The 15,838-nt window shown below is 69.8% G+C and carries 14 protein-coding genes; 8 read left to right on the top strand and 6 right to left on the bottom strand.

Annotated elements, in window-relative coordinates; all coding sequences use genetic code 11:
* The first annotated feature begins 22 nt into the window (after positions 1 to 22).
* Positions 23 to 385, top strand: a complete 363-nt coding sequence (locus G4D85_RS24940; protein WP_163999307.1) for a TraR/DksA family transcriptional regulator — start codon at positions 23 to 25, stop codon at positions 383 to 385.
* A 102-nt stretch (positions 386 to 487) separates the two neighbouring features.
* Here G4D85_RS24940 and G4D85_RS24935 read toward each other — a convergent pair whose 3' ends face one another.
* On the bottom strand, positions 488 to 1,255 hold the full coding sequence (locus G4D85_RS24935; RefSeq protein ID WP_164016306.1) for an FHA domain-containing protein: 768 nt from the start codon (positions 1,253 to 1,255) through the stop codon (positions 488 to 490).
* Between the two features lie 115 nt (positions 1,256 to 1,370).
* On the opposite strand from G4D85_RS24935, the gene G4D85_RS24930 reads away from it, so the two are divergent.
* Positions 1,371 to 3,086, top strand: a complete 1,716-nt coding sequence (locus G4D85_RS24930; RefSeq protein WP_164016304.1) for a serine/threonine-protein kinase — start codon at positions 1,371 to 1,373, stop codon at positions 3,084 to 3,086.
* 111 nt (positions 3,087 to 3,197) lie between these two features.
* Here the strand turns inward: G4D85_RS24930 and G4D85_RS24925 are convergent, their stop codons facing one another.
* Positions 3,198 to 4,406 (bottom strand): FHA domain-containing protein, encoded by a 1,209-nt coding sequence (locus G4D85_RS24925; protein WP_164016303.1) that lies wholly within the window; start codon positions 4,404 to 4,406, stop codon positions 3,198 to 3,200.
* Between the two features lie 157 nt (positions 4,407 to 4,563).
* On the opposite strand from G4D85_RS24925, the gene G4D85_RS24920 reads away from it, so the two are divergent.
* Positions 4,564 to 6,780 carry a RelA/SpoT family protein gene (locus G4D85_RS24920; protein ID WP_164016301.1) on the top strand — a complete coding sequence of 739 codons (2,217 nt, stop codon included), beginning with the start codon at positions 4,564 to 4,566 and terminating at the stop codon, positions 6,778 to 6,780.
* 69 nt (positions 6,781 to 6,849) lie between these two features.
* Complete coding sequence (locus tag G4D85_RS24915; protein WP_240359482.1) at positions 6,850 to 7,245, top strand: RidA family protein; 396 nt, start codon at positions 6,850 to 6,852, stop codon at positions 7,243 to 7,245.
* A gap of 125 nt (positions 7,246 to 7,370) precedes the next feature.
* Here G4D85_RS24915 and G4D85_RS24910 read toward each other — a convergent pair whose 3' ends face one another.
* On the bottom strand, positions 7,371 to 9,344 hold the full coding sequence (locus tag G4D85_RS24910; RefSeq protein ID WP_164016299.1) for a DsbA family protein: 1,974 nt from the start codon (positions 9,342 to 9,344) through the stop codon (positions 7,371 to 7,373).
* 198 nt (positions 9,345 to 9,542) lie between these two features.
* Between G4D85_RS24910 and G4D85_RS24905 the strand changes: the two genes are divergently transcribed.
* A complete protein-coding gene (locus G4D85_RS24905) occupies positions 9,543 to 9,773 on the top strand; it encodes a sulfurtransferase TusA family protein (RefSeq protein WP_164016297.1) in 231 nt (76 codons plus the stop codon).
* A 30-nt stretch (positions 9,774 to 9,803) separates the two neighbouring features.
* On the opposite strand, the gene G4D85_RS24900 is transcribed toward G4D85_RS24905, so the two are convergent.
* Together G4D85_RS24900 and G4D85_RS24895 are read right to left on the bottom strand one after the other, a co-directional pair.
* Positions 9,804 to 10,715, bottom strand: coding sequence for an ABC transporter ATP-binding protein (locus G4D85_RS24900; protein WP_164016295.1), 912 nt, complete (start codon positions 10,713 to 10,715; stop codon positions 9,804 to 9,806).
* On the bottom strand, positions 10,712 to 11,599 hold the full coding sequence (locus G4D85_RS24895; protein ID WP_240359481.1) for an ABC transporter permease: 888 nt from the start codon (positions 11,597 to 11,599) through the stop codon (positions 10,712 to 10,714). The genes G4D85_RS24900 and G4D85_RS24895 overlap by 4 nt, the downstream gene beginning before the upstream one ends.
* Positions 11,600 to 11,782: 183 nt before the next feature.
* On the opposite strand from G4D85_RS24895, the gene G4D85_RS24890 reads away from it, so the two are divergent.
* Complete coding sequence (locus G4D85_RS24890; RefSeq protein ID WP_164016291.1) at positions 11,783 to 13,255, top strand: penicillin-binding transpeptidase domain-containing protein; 1,473 nt, start codon at positions 11,783 to 11,785, stop codon at positions 13,253 to 13,255.
* A gap of 24 nt (positions 13,256 to 13,279) precedes the next feature.
* Here the strand turns inward: G4D85_RS24890 and G4D85_RS24885 are convergent, their stop codons facing one another.
* Positions 13,280 to 14,434 carry a DUF4388 domain-containing protein gene (locus G4D85_RS24885; protein WP_164016289.1) on the bottom strand — a complete coding sequence of 385 codons (1,155 nt, stop codon included), beginning with the start codon at positions 14,432 to 14,434 and terminating at the stop codon, positions 13,280 to 13,282.
* Positions 14,435 to 14,455: 21 nt separating this feature from the next.
* Here G4D85_RS24885 and G4D85_RS24880 point away from each other — a divergent pair, with 21 nt between their 5' ends.
* Positions 14,456 to 14,734, top strand: coding sequence for a glutaredoxin family protein (locus G4D85_RS24880; RefSeq protein ID WP_164016287.1), 279 nt, complete (start codon positions 14,456 to 14,458; stop codon positions 14,732 to 14,734).
* A 123-nt stretch (positions 14,735 to 14,857) separates the two neighbouring features.
* Complete coding sequence (locus G4D85_RS24875; protein WP_240359480.1) at positions 14,858 to 15,811, top strand: GGDEF domain-containing protein; 954 nt, start codon at positions 14,858 to 14,860, stop codon at positions 15,809 to 15,811.
* Positions 15,812 to 15,838: the final 27 nt, after the last annotated feature.

The following is a 15,838-nucleotide window of genomic DNA, read 5'->3' as shown; positions in this document are numbered from 1 at the left end:
TCGCTGGACTGGAGCGAAGGCTGTGAACCAGAAAGATCTCAAGCGTTACAAGAAGATGCTCGAGGACAGCAAGACGAGCCTGCTCGAGAGCGCCAAGAAGACCCTGGTGGAGGAGTCCAACTTCGACACGGACGACCTCCCCGACGAGATCGACCTGGCCTCTTCCGAGTATGCGCAGTCGATGGTGTTCCGCCTGCGCGATCGGGAGAAGTTCCTGCTGCAGAAGATCGAGAAGGCGCTCGCCCGCATCGAAGATGGGACGTTCGGCATCTGCGAGCGGTGCGAGGAGGACATCTCCCCCAAGCGGCTGGAGGCGCGTCCGGTGACGACCCTCTGCATCCGCTGCAAGGAGGAGCAGGAGAAGAAGGAGAAGTCCTACGGCTGAGCGCCGGGGCGCCAGGGGCCGCGCGGGGAAGCTCCCGTGCGGCCCTCACGGACTCCTGAGCTGACAGGCGCGAGCTGACAGGCGCGGGCTGCCAGGCGCCCCTCAGGCCGCGGGCGCCTGGATTTCGACGCGCAGCAGCTGGCGGCCGATGAGGAAGTGGTCCCCGTTGTCCACGAAGGTGGGGCCCGCCAGGCGGATGAAGGTGCCGTTGGACGAGCCCACGTCGCGGACCTGGAGCCGGTCCTGACGCACCTGCAGAACGGCGTGACGGCCGGACACGAAGCCATCCGTGGGGAAGGTGAGGTCGCCCTGCTCGCGGCCCAGCAGGTTGTCTCCCTCGCGCAGGGGGTAGGCCCCGCCCCTCAGTCCACCCTCCAACAGTTGCACCAGGCGCAGGCGGTAGCCGGGATCCGGCGAGCCCCACACCTGGGTGCCGCCCGGGCCGGTGGCCGCGGCGGGGATGGGCTCCAGCACGAGGCGCTGACGTCCCAGGCGGAGCTCTCCGCCGGGGGACACCTCGCGCTCCTGGCGCAGGCGGACGAAGACGCCGTTGGCGCCGCCCACGTCCTCCACGGCCAGCCGGGCTCCGGAGAAGAAGAAGCGCAGCTGGACGGGCATGATGAAGGGGTCGTCCGGCAGCGCGATTTCTCCCTGCTGGCCGCAGGTGAGGGTGTCGCGCTGCATCCGGACGACGGACTCGGGGCCTCCGTCCGCGCGCACCACCCGGATGGAGACCTGCGGGCGCGAGGTGATGCTGGCGACGGCCATCACCATCGTCCCGGAGCGCAGGGGCGAGCCACAGGCCCGGCAGACGGTGGCGTCCCGGGCATTCTCGGTATCACAGCGGGGGCAATATTCCACGGCGTCCATGGCGATCTCCGCGTTCTACCAGGGGCCGAGCCTGGTTGCTCGCCTTGTGCGCGGCTTGCCCCTCACCCGAGCGACGTGATGAAGTCCGGACCCCACCCGACTGTGGAACGCTGACTTGTTCTGCCCCTCCTGCGGCGCTGACGCCCAAGAATCCTCCCGTTTCTGTCCCGCATGCGGGGCGACGATCGTGCGCGCGGCCGACGCCGACGAGTACGTCGGCATGACCATCGCCCAGAAGTACCGGGTGGAAGCCCTCATCGGCGAGGGCGGCATGGGCAAGGTGTACCGCGCCCGCCAGCTCGCGCTGGACAAGGTGGTGGTGCTCAAGGTGCTGCGTCGCACGCTGCTGTCCGACGAGCGCACCGTGGCGCGCTTCCAGCGCGAGGCGAAGGCCGCCAGCCGCCTCAACCACGTCAACTCCATCAGCGTGCTGGACTTCGGCCAGGCCGAGGACGGCGCGCTCTTCATCGCCATGGAGTACGTGGCGGGGCAGGACCTGCACCAGATTCTCAGCCGCGAGTGGCCGCTGAGCGAGGCGCGGGTGGTGAAGCTCGTCAGCCAGGTGCTGAGCGCGCTGTCGGACGCGCACGGCGCCGGCGTCATCCACCGGGACCTCAAGCCCGAGAACATCATGGTGGAGCAGCGCCGCAACGAAGGTGACTTCGTGAAGGTGCTGGACTTCGGCATCGCCAAGATTACGGACTCCACCGACGACGGGCCGGCGCTCACCCGCGCGGGCTTCGTCTGCGGCACCCCCGAGTACATGTCCCCGGAGCAGGCCCGGGGCGCGCAGCTGGACCACCGCTCGGACCTGTACGCGGTGGGCGTCATCCTCTACCAGTTGATGACGGGCCTGCTGCCCTTCGAGTCCGACTCGGCGGTGGGCTTCGCCACCAAGCACCTCACCGAGGAGCCTCCGCCGCCCACGCGGCGCCGGCCGGATGCGCGCATCTCCCCGGGGCTGGAGCGGCTCATCCTCCGGGCGCTCTCGAAGAGCCCGGATGACCGCCCGGCCAACGCCGAGGCCTTCAAGGCGGAGCTGCAGGCCGCGGAGAAGGAGCGCCGCCGCGCCGAGGCCTCGCCCCGCCGCGCGCAGCCCTCCGCGGTGCTGGCGCCGCTGCCGCGCAAGTCCACCGGCGGCCCGATGAACGAAGGCCGGGACGCCACCGTGCCGGGCTGGGACAGCAACGAGGTGACGGTGGAGGCCACGGTGCGCGCGCTGCCGGGCGTGCTCGCGCCCCTGCCGGCGAACGCGCACGACATGCCCACCGTCGCCATCGAGCAGACGGACTCGCTGGTGCCCACCAACCCGGGCTCGGGCGGTGGGAGCGGCGTTGCGTTCTTCTTCAAGTCGCTGACCATCCTGCTGGTGGTCGCCGCCGTGGGCTTCTTCGCCTACTACTTCACGGTGGGCCCCGGCAGCGGGGCGCAGGACCTGCAGCCGTACTCCGTGCCGAAGAACGCGCCGGTGCCCGGCGGCGGCTCGGGCTCCGTCCAGAGCGGCGGCTATGTGCCGCTCTACTCGCGGCAGATTTCCTCGAACGACCGCAACGTGGAGCGCGCCCGGAAGCTCACGCGGGAGGGGGACCAGGCCCTGCAGCGGCTGGATATCGGCCTCGCGACCACGAAGTACCTGGATGCGTTCGGCGTGAGCGGGGACCCGGAGCTGGCGCTGAAGCTGGGCGACGCCTACTGGAACCGCCCCAACCCGGACATGGCCGAGGCCCGCGGCTGGTGGGAGCGGCACCTGAATGAGGTGCCCGACTCCAAGGCCCGCGACCTCATCAAGCAGCGCCTCGGCGAGGCCCTCGCGCGGCCCGGCACTCCCTGAAGAGGACGCGCTTCTCGCCCTGAAGCCGGGCAGCGGATGAAGTCCGTCGCGCGGCCCGGCGCCGTCACCTCGGGCCCACGCCGCCTCGGGGAGGCGGCGCGCGACAGCCGCTCAGCCCAGGTTCTCCACCTGCAGCACGTGCTGGCCCAGGCGGACGCGGTCTCCCGGACGCAGCGGGCGCTCCACGCCCGACGCAAGCCGGATGTACGTGCCCAGCCCGCCCGACAAGTCCCTCAGCAGGGCGCCCGTCGGAGTGGGGGAGAGCTCGCAGTGGCGTCCGGCCAGTCCCTCGTCGCCCGGGAAGCTCAAGTCACAGTTCGCCTGTCCGATGGTGAGCAGTGGCGCCGCCGTCACCACCGCGCGGCCCGCGCGGCCACCCACGAGGACCTCCTCCACGCCATAGACGGCCTGCCCGAGCGGCACGGGTGCGCCGTAGACGTGGGGGCGGCCCGCCACCGGCGGCGCCACTTCCAGCCGGCCGGTGAAGCGGAACAGCCGCTGGCCCGCGCTGAAGAGCGTCTTGGGAGCGAGGGCCTCCGTCCCGGCGACGGCGACGAAGACGCCCGAGGCGCTCGACTCGTCGCGCACGAAGAGGGCCCCGTCCTTCACCAGGAAGGTGGCGTGCAGGGGCGACACGTACGCGTCGTCCGGGAACAGGATGGCGCCGCGCTGGCGGCCGACGACGCAGCCGGTGACGGGCAGCTTGTAGCGCTGGCCCCGCGTGGAGCCGGAGATGACGGCCAGTCCGAAGCGGGAGGCGGCCGGGGGCGCCGGGCGCGCGGCTCCAGGCGCCGCCACGGGGGGCGTCCCCCCCACGGAGGGAATCCCCGACCGGGAGGGCATCGCACTGTCCGGAACCGGGGGCGGAGGCCGGGTGACGGCAGGGCCCGGAGGCACCGGCGCCGGGCTTCCCGACACCCGCGCGGCCACGGGAGGCGCCGCGGGCCCGCCGGCCGGGGCCGTGGCGCGCATCCCCACGGGAACCGGCCGCTCCACCTGCAGTCCCGCCGCCGCGGTGGGCGGAGGCGTCCTCGCCGAGGGGCGCAGCCCCGGGGGGATGGCGCTCGGGGGCAGCGGAGTGGTGGGGGGAGTGCCCGACTCCCCCTTGGGGCCGGGGAAGGTGGACACCGGCACGGGACGCCCGGGAGGCGGCGCGACGGGACGGGGTGTGCCTCCGGCCGGCTTCAGGGCAGGCGGGCGGGCGGAGGGGGCCTCCCCCAGGGCCTGCCCACAGAGGACACAGGCGGCCGAGCGAGGCGGATTATACCCGTCACAGTTCGGGCAGACCACGGCAAGGGCGGACAGCAGGAGCTGTGACATGGGAGAAGCCGAATCTAGGGGCCCGTAAAACGTCGGGTCAACGAAAGCGAACGCGCCGGGTGGGATACTCGGACAGCCCCGGACGTGAATTGGAACACCTCAGTGTGGGGCAACGTTGCCCCCCCATGGGGTCAAAGTTACGATTACCGCTCCCTCGATGATTCGCCTGAACGACATCCTCCAACGGGTCTCCTCGTATCACCCGGACCCTGACCTGGACATCATCAAGAAGGCTTACGTCTACTCGGCCAAGGTCCACCAGGGCCAGCTGAGGAAGTCTGGCGAGCCCTACCTCGTCCACCCGCTCGAGGTGGCGGGCATCCTCGGAGAGCTGAAGCTCGACGAGGCATCCATCGTCACCGGCCTCCTCCACGACACCATTGAGGACACACTCGCCACCGCCGAGGAGCTCACGGAGCTGTTCGGCGCGGAAGTCGCCCAGCTGGTGGACGGCGTCACGAAGCTGTCCAAGTTCTCCGCGTCCGCGACGCTCTCCCAGGAGGAGAAGCAGGCGGAGAACTTCCGGAAGATGATCATCGCGATGGCGCAGGACATCCGCGTCATCCTCGTGAAGCTGGCGGACCGCACGCACAACATGCGGACGCTGGACCACATGTCCGAGGAGAAGCAGGCGCGCATCGCCCAGGAGACCCTGGACATCTACGCGCCGCTCGCGAACCGGCTCGGCATCTCGTGGATCAAGACGGAGCTGGAGGACCTGAGCTTCCGCTACGTGAAGCCGCAGGAGTTCTTCGCGCTCCAGGAGAAGCTGAACAAGCGCAAGAAGGAGCGCGAGAAGTACATCGAGGACACGTGCGACCTCATCCGCTCGAAGCTGGCGGAGCGCGGGCTGAAGGGCGAGGTGAGCGGCCGCTTCAAGCACGTCTACAGCATCTACAAGAAGATCAAGGCGCAGGGCATCGACTTCGACCAGATCCACGACATCATCGCCTTCCGCATCATCGCCCCCGCGGCGCCCGCCTGCTACGAGGCGCTCGGGCTGGTGCACGAGATGTGGAAGCCGGTGCCGGGGCGCTTCAAGGACTTCATCGCGATTCCGAAGCCCAACATGTACCAGTCACTGCACACCACGGTGATTGGCCCCTTGAGCGAGCGCGTCGAGGTGCAGATCCGCACCGCGGAGATGCACAAGATCGCCGAGGAGGGCATCGCCGCCCACTGGAAGTACAAGGAGGGCAAGGCGGTCATCTCCAAGGATGACGAGAAGTTCGCCTGGCTGCGCCAGCTGATGGAGTGGCAGCAAGACTTGAAGGACCCGAAGGAGTTCCTCGAGACGGTGAAGGTGGACCTCTTCACCGATGAGGTCTTCGTCTTCACGCCCAAGGGCGACGTGCGCTCGCTGCCGCGCGGGGCCACGCCGGTGGACTTCGCGTACGCCATCCACTCGGACGTGGGCAACCGGTGCGTGGGCGCGAAGGTGAACGGGAAGATTGTCCCGCTGCGCTACAAGCTGAAGAACGGCGACACGGTGGAAGTGCTGACCAGCCCGCAGCAGCACCCGTCCAAGGACTGGCTCACCTTCGTCAAGACGAGCCGCGCGCAGCAGCGCATCCGCGGCTTCATCAAGCAGCAGCAGCGCGACAAGAGCCTCCAGCTGGGCCGCGAGCTGACGGACCGCGAGCTGAAGCGCTTCCAGCTCAACTTCAACCGGCTGCTCAAGTCCGGGGAGATGAAGAAGGTCGCCGAGGAGCTGGGCTTCCGCGTCGAGGACGACCTGCTGGTGGCCATCGGCTACGGCAAGGTGACGCCGCAGCAGTTGGTGCAGCGGCTGGTGCCGCAGGAGAAGCTCTCCGCGGCGGAGACCGCGGCGCGCGGCGACGGCAACGGCGTGCCCGGGGGCAACTCCGTCAGCAGCTCCATGCTGCCCGGCCTGTCCCGCGTCACGGACCTGGCCAAGCGGCTGGTGGGCCGCAGCAACCGCAGCGGCGTGCAGATTGGCGGCGTGGACGACGTGCTCGTGCGCTTCGGACGGTGTTGCAACCCCGTCCCCGGCGACCCCATCGCCGGCTTCATCACCCGGGGACGGGGAGTGACGGTGCACACGGTCGGCTGTGAGAAGGCGCTGGCCACGGACCCCGAGCGGCGCGTGGACGTGACATGGGACGTACGCGGGGACTTCAAGCGCCCCGTCACCCTGCGCGTGCTGACGGCGGACCGGCCGGGCCTGCTGGCGGACATCTCCAACACCTTCTCGAAGAAGGGCGTCAACATCTCCCAGGCCAACTGCCGCGCCACGGGGGATGACCGGGCGGTGAATACCTTCGAGGTCACCATCTCCGACCTCAAGCAGCTCACCGACCTGATGCGCACCATCGAGCGTCTCAACGGCGTCTACTCCGTCGAGCGAATCTGACGGCCGCCGTTTCGTGCTAGAGCGCCCCGGAAACCCAGGGCGGCCCTTCCGGCCGCCTCTACTTCCGAGGTGCGCCTCATGGCTCGCAAGGCAATCCACTCAGACCAGGCCCCCAAGGCCATTGGCCCCTACTCGCAGGCGGTGCAGGTGGACGCGGGGAAGATGACCTTCCTCTCCGGCCAGATTCCGCTGGACCCCTCCACCATGGAGATGGTGCAGGGCGACGTCGTCGCGCAGGCCGAGCGGGTGATGGAGAACCTGAAGGCCGTGCTCACCGCGGGCGGGCTGGACTTCTCCCACGTGGTGCGCTGCACCATCTTCCTCACCGACCTGGGCGACTTCGCCCGGGTGAACGAAGTCTACGGCCGCTACTTCACCGGCGCGCCCCCTGCCCGCGCCACCGTGCAGGTCTCCGCGCTGCCGCGCGGCTCCAAGGTGGAGATCGACGCCATCGCCGTGTCCTGAGGTGACGCCCGCCGGGGCCCGCGTCACGGCGGGCCCTGGTAGACGTCCGAAAAACACAGAGGCCGCCGGACCTTGAACGGTCCGACGGCCTCTCGTGCTTCAAGCCCGGGGGGCTGGAGCGGGGACTACTTCGCGTCCGCCGCCACCGCGCCGCCGGCCTTCTTCAGCTCCTCGTCGATGACGCGCTTGAAGGCCTCGAAGGGCTGCGCGCCGACGAGGGTGCGGCCGTTGATGAAGAACGTCGGGGTGCCGCTGGCGCCCAGGCGCGAGCCCTCGGCGGCGTCCGCCTCGATCTGCGCGGTGTACTTGCCGCTGTCCAGGGCCGCCTTGAACTTGCCCATGTTGAGGCCGAGCTCCTGGGCGTACTTCTCCAGGGAGGCGCGGTCCAGGGCACGCTGGTTGGCGAACAGCTTGTCGTGCATCTCCCAGAACTTGCCCTGCTCGTTGGCGGCCAGCGCGGCGGCGGCGGCCGGCTTGGCGTTGGCGTGGAAGGGCAGCGGCTGGTTCTTGAAGGCCACCTTCACCTTGTTGCCGTACTGGTCCTCGATCTGCTTCATCGTGGGCAGCACGCGGCTGCAGAACGGGCACTCGAAGTCAGAGAAGGCGACGATGGTGATGGGGGCGTTCTTCGGGCCCTTCACCGGGGCGTTGCCGACGTCCACCTTCTGCACCGGCGGCTCGGCCGGGGCACCCGGGGGGCCACCCGCGGGAGCGGCGGGAGCGGCGGCGATGTTCTGGGCGATCAGCTTGCCGTACAGCTCTTCCGCCTTGGTGCCGCTGGCGATGAGCTTGTCGGCCTTGGCGATCTCCTCGTCGATGAGCTTCTTGAAGTTGTCGAAGGGCTGGGCGCCGACGAACTCACGGCCGTTGATGAAGAACGTGGGGGTGCCGTTGGCGCCCACCGCGCTGCCGGCGGCCATGTCCGCCTCGACCTTCGCCTTGTACTTGCCGCTGTCGAGGGCGGCCTTGAAGGCGCCGACATTCAGGCCGAGCTCCTTCGCGTACTGCTCCAGGGAGGCGCGCTCCAGGGCCTTCTGATTGGCGAAGAGCTTGTCGTGGAACTCCCAGAACTTGCCCTGCTCGTGCGCGGCCATGGAGGCCTCGGCGGCGAGCTTCGCGTTCTTGTGGAAGGACAGCGGCTGGTGGCGGAACACCACGCGCACGTCCTTGGCGTAGTTCTCCTTGATCTGCGTCAGCGTGGGGCCCACGCGGCTGCAGAAGGGGCACTCGAAGTCGGAGAACTCGATGATGGTGACCTTGGCGTTGGTCGGGCCGAAGGAGGGCGAGTCGGACGGGACGTCCACCTTGCGGACGGCGGCGGCGGCCTGCTGCGCGGGGTTCTGCTTCGGGGCGGCCTTCTCGGTGCCCTTCTCGATGATCTTCGCGTAGACCTGGGAAGCGGAGACGCCACCCTTCACCAGGGCCTCGGCCTTGCCCAGCTCCTCGTCGATGAGGGCCTTGAAGTTGTCGATGGGCTGCGCGCCGGAGAGGAAGCGGCCGTTGATGAAGAAGGCCGGGGTGCCGCTGGCGCCCAGCTGGCTGGCCTGGGCCTGGTCCTTCTGGATGGTGTCCTGGAACTTCGGGTTGGCCAGGTCGGCCTTCCACTTCGCGATGTCCAGCTTCAGCTCCTGCGCGTACTTCTCCAGGGACGCGTCATCGAGCGCCTTCTGATTGGCGAAGAGCTTCTCGTGGTACTCCCAGTACTTGCCCTGCTCACCGGCCGCCATGGCGGCGATGGCGGCGGGCTTCGCGCGGGGGTGGAAGGAGAGCGGGTTCTGCTTCATGACCACGCGGAGCTTGCTGCCGTACTGCTCCTGGAGCTTGCGAACGGTGACGTCCGCGCGGCTGCAGAAGGGGCACTCGTAGTCCGAGAACTCCACCAGGGTGACGAGCGCCTCGGGGCTGCCCTTCACCGGCGCGCCGTCGATGGGCACCTTGAAGACGGTGGGGTCCACCGGGCGGCGGTTCTGCGCCTGTGCGGAGGGCGCGGTCGCGGCGGGCTTGGCGTCATCGGTCTTCGAGGGGCCGCTAACGACGCGGCCACCAAAGAAACCGAGCACCAGGCCCACGATGAGGGCCACGATGACATTGGGCTTCATGGGTTGGTCATGCTCCTTCGCCATAGGTCCGACTCCGGGCCCGAGCGTGGGGGTTTTTACGAGGGCAGAGGGCGGGGTACTTAACAGAGGGAATTCCAGACACGCAAGCAAGCCGGTCTGCCCTTTGCGGGGGGTACAGGCCCCTCAGGGGCCCGGAAACATGGGAGTTTTTGGAAAAATTCCGTCAGAGTGAGGATCATGGACGAAGCGGTCCGCCTGGACACCTCGGGGGCGCTGTGCCCCATGCCCATCCTCGAAATCGCCAAGGCCATGCGGCGGCTTCCGCCGGGCACGGTGGTGGAGCTCATCTCCACGGACCGGGGCCTGGAAGCAGACCTCCCGGCCTGGTGCGAGGCCACCGGAAATCCGCTCCTGCGCCTGGAGCGCCGGGGGGAGAGCTACGTGGGGTGGGTGCGCAAGGCGGGCTGAGCGGCCCCCCGGCCGGCCAGCCCGGGCCCGTCAGAGCAGCTGGAGGACGCGGTCTTCCAGGCGCTGGCCCCTGCTGACGCCGAGGATGAGCACGCCGTGCTGGAGGAGGTGCCCCACCACGCGGCTGATGACCTCCTCGGGCTTCACGCCGCCACGGATGCGCACACGCAGCACGGACTCGCTCTCCATGCGCGCGTCGGTGACGTCGGCCAGGGCGGCAATCTCCGGAATCAGCACGTCGCCCCGGGCAATCTGCACGCGGAACTCGGAGCCCTGGCCGGTGAGCTCGGACATGGTGCCGGCCTTCGCGAGCGAGCCCTTGTCGAGGATGGCGGCGGCGTCGCACAGCTCCTCCAGCTCCTGGAGGTTGTGGCTGGAGACGACCACCGTCTGCTGGTGCTCCCTCATGGTCCGGATGACCTGGCGCACCTGGGCGGCGATGCGCGGATCCAGTCCGGCGGTGGGCTCGTCCAGGAGCACCAGCGGCGGGCGCCCCATGAGGGCCTGGGCCATGGCGGCGCGCTTGGCCATGCCGTGGCTGAGCGCCTGCGTCTGGACGTTCCACGCCTCCATCAGCCCCACCTGCTCCAGGGCGTCGCGGGCCTCGCGCTCCGGGTCGGCCAGCGCGGACAGGCGGGCCCAGTAGGTGAGCAGCGCGCCCGTCTCCCAGCCGGGGGGCAGCACCGCGTCCTGGGGCAGCGCGCCGAGCTTCCCCTTGAGGGCGCCGGGCTGCGCGGGGTCCACGTCCATGACCTTGAGCGTGCCGTCGGTGGGGTAGAGGTAGCCGCACATCATGGAGAAGGTGGTCGTCTTCCCGGCGCCGTTGGGGCCGATGAGACCGAACACCGAGCCCCGGGGCACGGCGAAGCTGACGGCGTTGACGGCCACCTTGGGGCCGAAGCGCTTGGAGACTCCGAACAGCTCAATCGCCAGGTCGCTCACAGGTCCCTCGCGCGCAGGACGGCGTAGGCGCCCAGCAGGAAGATGGTGGCGAAGCCCGCGTATGCGGCTCCGCTGGCGCCGAACTCGGCCAGTCGGGGGTGCAGCAGGTTCCCCGCGTAGTACGAGGGCGACAGGTAACGCAGGAAGCGCAGCGCGCTCTCCTCTCCGGCCCACCGGCCGATGGTGTCCATCAGCCAGAAGACGAACAGCAGGATGAAGTTGAAGACGAGGCTCACCGCCGGGGCGCGGAAGAGGCTGGAGCACAGCGTGGTGAGCGACACGTAGGACAGCGAGAAGACGATGGCCGCCAGCCAGAACTTGAGCAGGTTGAGCGCCACGTCCGCGAAGCCGAAGGTGGGGTTGGCGATGCGGGCGTACACGAAGATGGCCAGGTCGATGATGAGCACCAGCCCGAGCAGCAGCGTCGCCTGCGACAGGAACTTGCCCAGCAGCACCGACGAGCGGCGCGCGCGCACGGTGAGGTAGCGCATGGAGCGCGGGCCCACCTCGCCGCTGATCTGGTCGAAGCCCATCAGCGCGACGTAGGCCGGGAGGAAGAAGAGGGTGATCTTGAAGACCACCAGCACCTCCATCGGCACCTGCGCGAGCGCCTCCATCATCGCGGAGTCATTGCTGGTGAGGAAGCCCAGCATGCCCTTCCGCATCTCCTCGCCGACCTGCGCCGAGGCATCCGCGCCCGCGCCGGCGGACTCCAGTTGCTTGTTCACCTCCGCGCGTACCTGGGCCGCGAGCCAGCCCACCACCATCAACACCAGCGCGGAGAACATGCTGTAGAGGCCGAGCAGCACCACCGCGCGCCCACTGCGCACGGCCCGGCGCAGCTCGGCGCTCCAGATGACCAGGGTTTCTTTCAGTCCGTCCAAGGTGTGGGGGAACCTAGCGGAGTTGCGCACCCGTCCGCCAAGTTTCTAACGCCAGCGGTCGGCGGGAAGCAGCCAGGGAAGCGTACGTGGACAGCGCGCCACCAGCCGGTAGGATTCGCGCTCAGCTCATCTCCGGGCGCTCGTCACCGAGTCTCGGAGCCCCCCTGGAGCCCCTGCGCAGCAATGACGATCCGCCGCCGTCTCCTGTCCGCCGCAGCGCTGTTCCCCCTCACCCTGTTGCTCGGGGCCAATGAGCCACAGCCGGAGGCCACGCTGGCCGTGGCCGTGGACTCCGGCACCGGAAGCGCGGGCCTGGCTGTCGCCGTGGACTCTGGCACCGGCGGCGCGGGCCTGGCTGTCGCCGCGGCCACCGGCACCGGAGGCATGGGCCAGGCCACCGCCGAGGCCTCCGTCGACGCGGGCAGCCCCGAGTCCCATGCCACGGCCAACGCCGCGGTGCTCGGGGGGGCGCCACCGGATGGCGGGCTCGCCGCGCTCGCAGCAGAACCGGGGCTGGTGCCGCCCGTGCCGGTGCCCTCGCGGCAGTCGGCGCCGCCCATCGCGAAGCTGCAGCCGCTGCCGCGTGCCGCGGACCTGCTGGCCCGGGCGAAGCTGGAGGGCGACCGGCTGGTGGTGAAAGGGAAGGACGGCCGCAAGCAGGTGCTCACGGTGGACCCGGGGCTCCAGGCCTCGCTCACCAACATCATGCGCGACTACGAGGTGCCTTATGGCGCCGTCGTGGTGCTGGAGCCGTCCACGGGGCGGGTGCTGGCGATGGCGGAGCACTCGGTGGCGCGGCCGGAGATGCGTGGCCTGCCCGTGCGCGCGGTGTTCCCCGCGGCGAGCATCTTCAAGATTGTCACCGGCAGCGCGCTGCTGGAGGCGGGCGTCCCCCCGTCCATGGAGGAGTGCTTCCACGGCGGCAAGCGGCGGCTGTCCGAGAAGCACCTGGAGGACAGCGAGCGCGATGGGGCCTGCTACTCGCTGGCGCTGGCGATGGGCAAGAGTGCCAACGTCATCTTCGCCAAGCTGACGCACAAGCACCTCACCGCGGACTCGCTGCGCCGCATGGCGGCCCGCTTCCGCTTCAACCGCGAGATAACCTTCCCCGTCCCCGTGGACGTGTCGCTCGCGTCGATTCCAGAGGAGTCCTTCGGCCTGGCCAACACCGGCGCGGGCTTCGGCGACGTGTACCTGTCCCCGCTGCATGGCGCGCTGGTGGCGTCCGTGGCCGCCAATGATGGCCGCTGGGTGGACCCGGTGCTGGTGGAGCCGGACTCCGGTCCGCTGCTGCCCCCCGAGGGCGAGCCCGTCCTCACCCCCGAGGCGGCGAAGGACCTCACCGCCATGCTGGAGGAGACTGTCACCCACGGCACCGCGCGCGGCATCTTCCGCGAGCGCAACTTCCGCGTGGACGGCGCCGTGGGCAAGACGGGCACGCTGGCGGACCGCAACCCGTTCCGCGACTACTCGTGGTTCGTGGGCTTCGCGCCCAAGGACAACCCGCGCGTGGCCGTGGCCGCCGTCATCGTGAATGACCCGAAGTGGCGCATCCGGGGCACCTGGCTGGGCCGCGAGGCCCTCCGCCTGGGCCTGGAGCGGGTGCCCGCGCCGGTGGAGCTGACGGCCCCGGCGTCCGCAGCGGGCAAGCACTGAACGCGCGGGGGAGGCTCTCCGCCCTCAGCGGGCCGTGAGCTTCACCAGCCCCCGGTCCACGAAGCCCTGGAAGAACTTCAGGGCGTCCAGCTCCTGGAGCGGGGACACGTGGACGATGGCGGCCACGTCGCGCCGGCCGTCGATGCGCGACAGGAGATATCGCTCGGGCGCGGAGAGCTGGAGCGTCTTCAGGTGCGCGGGCGCCACCTGCAGCGCGGGCACGCGGGGCGGCTCCACCAGCTCCCGGCGCAGCTCCACCACCAGCCGCTCCTGCGCCGCCTTCAGCAACTCGGCGGTGCGGGGGGAGGACGACATCTCGTGCGCGCGGCGCGCCAGGGCCTCGGCGTCCCGCACGTTGCCGGCGTCCAGGAAGAGCTGCGCCGCCTGGAGCACCTCGTCCGACGAGGACTCCGAGCCGATGACGCCCGCGTCCTCTTCCTCCTCCACCACCACGGCCGTCTCCGGCTCGGGCTCCAGCTCGGACACCTTCACCGCGTCCAGCCGGTAGAGGGCGTACAGCCGCTGGTAGAGGAAGAAGTCCGTGGCGTGCAGCGCCAGGGCCAGCCCGTCGATGGTGAGCCCTTCCTTGATGAGCTGGACGATGCGCTCGTCCATGCTGCCGGGCTTGCGCTCGGGCAGCTTGCGCTCGTCCACCGCCAGCCGCACCCCTCCGGAGGGGAATACGGCGCGGATGGCCTGCCAGGCCGTCTCGCGGAACTCGCCCTCGCGGTGGATGTCCAGCAGGTCCACGCTGACGTCCAGGCCGGGGATGTCCGGCGCCGAGTCAGAGGGGTCGAAGGCGAAGCCGCCGTCGTCCCAGTGGAAGGCGTCCAGCAGCATCTCCCGGAACTTATGACTCAGCGTGCTACGGACGGTGGCCTCGGGCACCAGGCCCGTCATCACCAGGATCTTCCCGAGGAAGACGCGCGTCTGGGCCTGGGTGGCGAAGGCCTTCTCGAGCTGGTCCTCCGTCAGGTGCCCCATGTTGATGAGGAATTGACCGAAGAACTCGCGCGGCTGGTTGGAGCTGGCGGTCACCACGTGGCCGTCGCGCAGCTCCAGTTGCTTGCGCACGTCCCCCCGCTCCACCTTCAGCGCACCGGTGACCCTTCGGTTCCCGAGGTAGACGACGAGGTCCTTGAGGGGCATCGTCGAAAAGTCACCAGACAAGCCACGCATGGACCGACCATCCTGCACCGCATGAGAGTCGATATCTACTCGAAACCCAACTGCTCGCTCTGCGACAAGGCAGCCAGCGTCGTGGAGTCCGTGCGAGCTCGCATCCCCTTCGAGCTGCGGATCATCTCCATCCTGGAGGACGCGGCGGCCTTCGACGCCTGGCGCTACGACATCCCCGTGGTCGTCATCGACGGCGTTCCCGCCTTCAAGCACCGCGTGGACCCGGCCGAGCTGGAAGCCCGCCTGCGCGAGGCCCAGGGTGGCACAGCCATTGCTAAAACCGCTGCCCAGGATGGGTAGTCCAGTGCCCATCTCAAGTAAATCCAGGGAGTTGTAGCGGTCGGTGAAGGGCTCGGGACTGTAAATCAGGGTGCGAGCCGGAGGCGCGGTGAAGAAGAAAATTCTGGCGGGGAGGGTGGCGCGGTGGGCGTGAGACGAAAGCGGGTGGGCAAGGCCGGTCAGCCGCCCACCGTGCTCGTGGTGGAGCCGCGAGCGGAAGACCTGGAGCGGACCCGGACGCTCCTGGGGGAGGCCGGCTTTCGGGTGGTGCCGCTGACGCGCTTCGACGCGGCGATGCCACTGTTCGAGGTCATCCGTCCGGACGCGGTGCTGATGGCCGCCCAGCCGCCGGACTACGGCGCGGTGCAGGTGGCGCGGCGGCTGCGGCAGGTCAGCCGGGGCACGGTGCCGGTGCTCTACCTCGTGGACCCGCATGACATGGAGGCGTACCGGTACTGCCTGGAGAAGGGGCAGTGCGTGGACATCGTCTCGCGCGGGATCAGCGGGGCGGAGCTGGCCATGAAGCTCCACGCGCAGCTGAAGCTGAAGGCGGCGGTGCTGCGGGCGGCGGCGGGCGAGGAGTCCGGCACGGCGCTGGCGCTGCATGACCCGGTGACGGGGCTCTACAACCGACCCTTCCTGCTGGCGCTCATCGGGCTGGAGGTGCGCAGGGCGGAGCGGTACGGCGGGACGTTCTCCCTGGTGGCGGCCGAGGTGAGCGGCTACGGCGCCTTCCGCAAGGAGTTCGGGCGCGGCATGGCCGAGCGCCTGCTGGTGTACAGCGCGGTGGTGCTGGGGCAGACGGTGCGCGAGGCGGACGCGGTGGCCCGGGTGGCCGACAGCGAGTTCGCGCTGCTGCTGCCGGGCACTCCCGCGGAGTCGGTTCCGGAGGTGATGGCCCGGGTGAGCGCCCGCTTCGAATCGGCGCGCTTCCAGGTGGAGGGCCGGGTGGTGCGCACGGCGCTGGAGCTGGGGGCGGTGAGCTTCCCGGACTCGGTGGGCACGCCCACGCAGCTGCTGGCGGCGGCACTCCAGGAGCTGAGACGGACGCGAGAATTTCGTCGAATGGTCGGGGGACCAACCCGACTGTCGGTGTGAGGATGGGTGGAGGTTCGATGCACAGGG

It is taken from the genome of Pyxidicoccus trucidator (genome assembly GCF_010894435.1).
GTDB classification, from domain to species: domain Bacteria; phylum Myxococcota; class Myxococcia; order Myxococcales; family Myxococcaceae; genus Myxococcus; species Myxococcus trucidator.
Note: the sequence above shows the minus strand (reverse complement) of the source record. Positions and strands in the feature narration are given on the sequence as shown.

Excerpts from the sequence above, each read along its gene's own strand:
- G4D85_RS24935 (WP_164016306.1), bottom strand. The coding sequence starts at position 1,255 with ATGGACGCCGTGGAATATTGCCCCCGCTGTGATACCGAGAATGCCCGG.
- G4D85_RS24885 (WP_164016289.1), bottom strand. The coding sequence starts at position 14,434 with ATGCGTGGCTTGTCTGGTGACTTTTCGACGATGCCCCTCAAGGACCTC.
- G4D85_RS24920 (WP_164016301.1), top strand. The coding sequence starts at position 4,564 with ATGATTCGCCTGAACGACATCCTCCAACGGGTCTCCTCGTATCACCCG.
- G4D85_RS24905 (WP_164016297.1), top strand. The coding sequence starts at position 9,543 with ATGGACGAAGCGGTCCGCCTGGACACCTCGGGGGCGCTGTGCCCCATG.
- G4D85_RS24890 (WP_164016291.1), top strand. The coding sequence starts at position 11,783 with ATGACGATCCGCCGCCGTCTCCTGTCCGCCGCAGCGCTGTTCCCCCTC.
- G4D85_RS24925 (WP_164016303.1), bottom strand. The coding sequence starts at position 4,406 with ATGTCACAGCTCCTGCTGTCCGCCCTTGCCGTGGTCTGCCCGAACTGT.
- G4D85_RS24910 (WP_164016299.1), bottom strand. The coding sequence starts at position 9,344 with ATGAAGCCCAATGTCATCGTGGCCCTCATCGTGGGCCTGGTGCTCGGT.
- G4D85_RS24880 (WP_164016287.1), top strand. The coding sequence starts at position 14,456 with ATGAGAGTCGATATCTACTCGAAACCCAACTGCTCGCTCTGCGACAAG.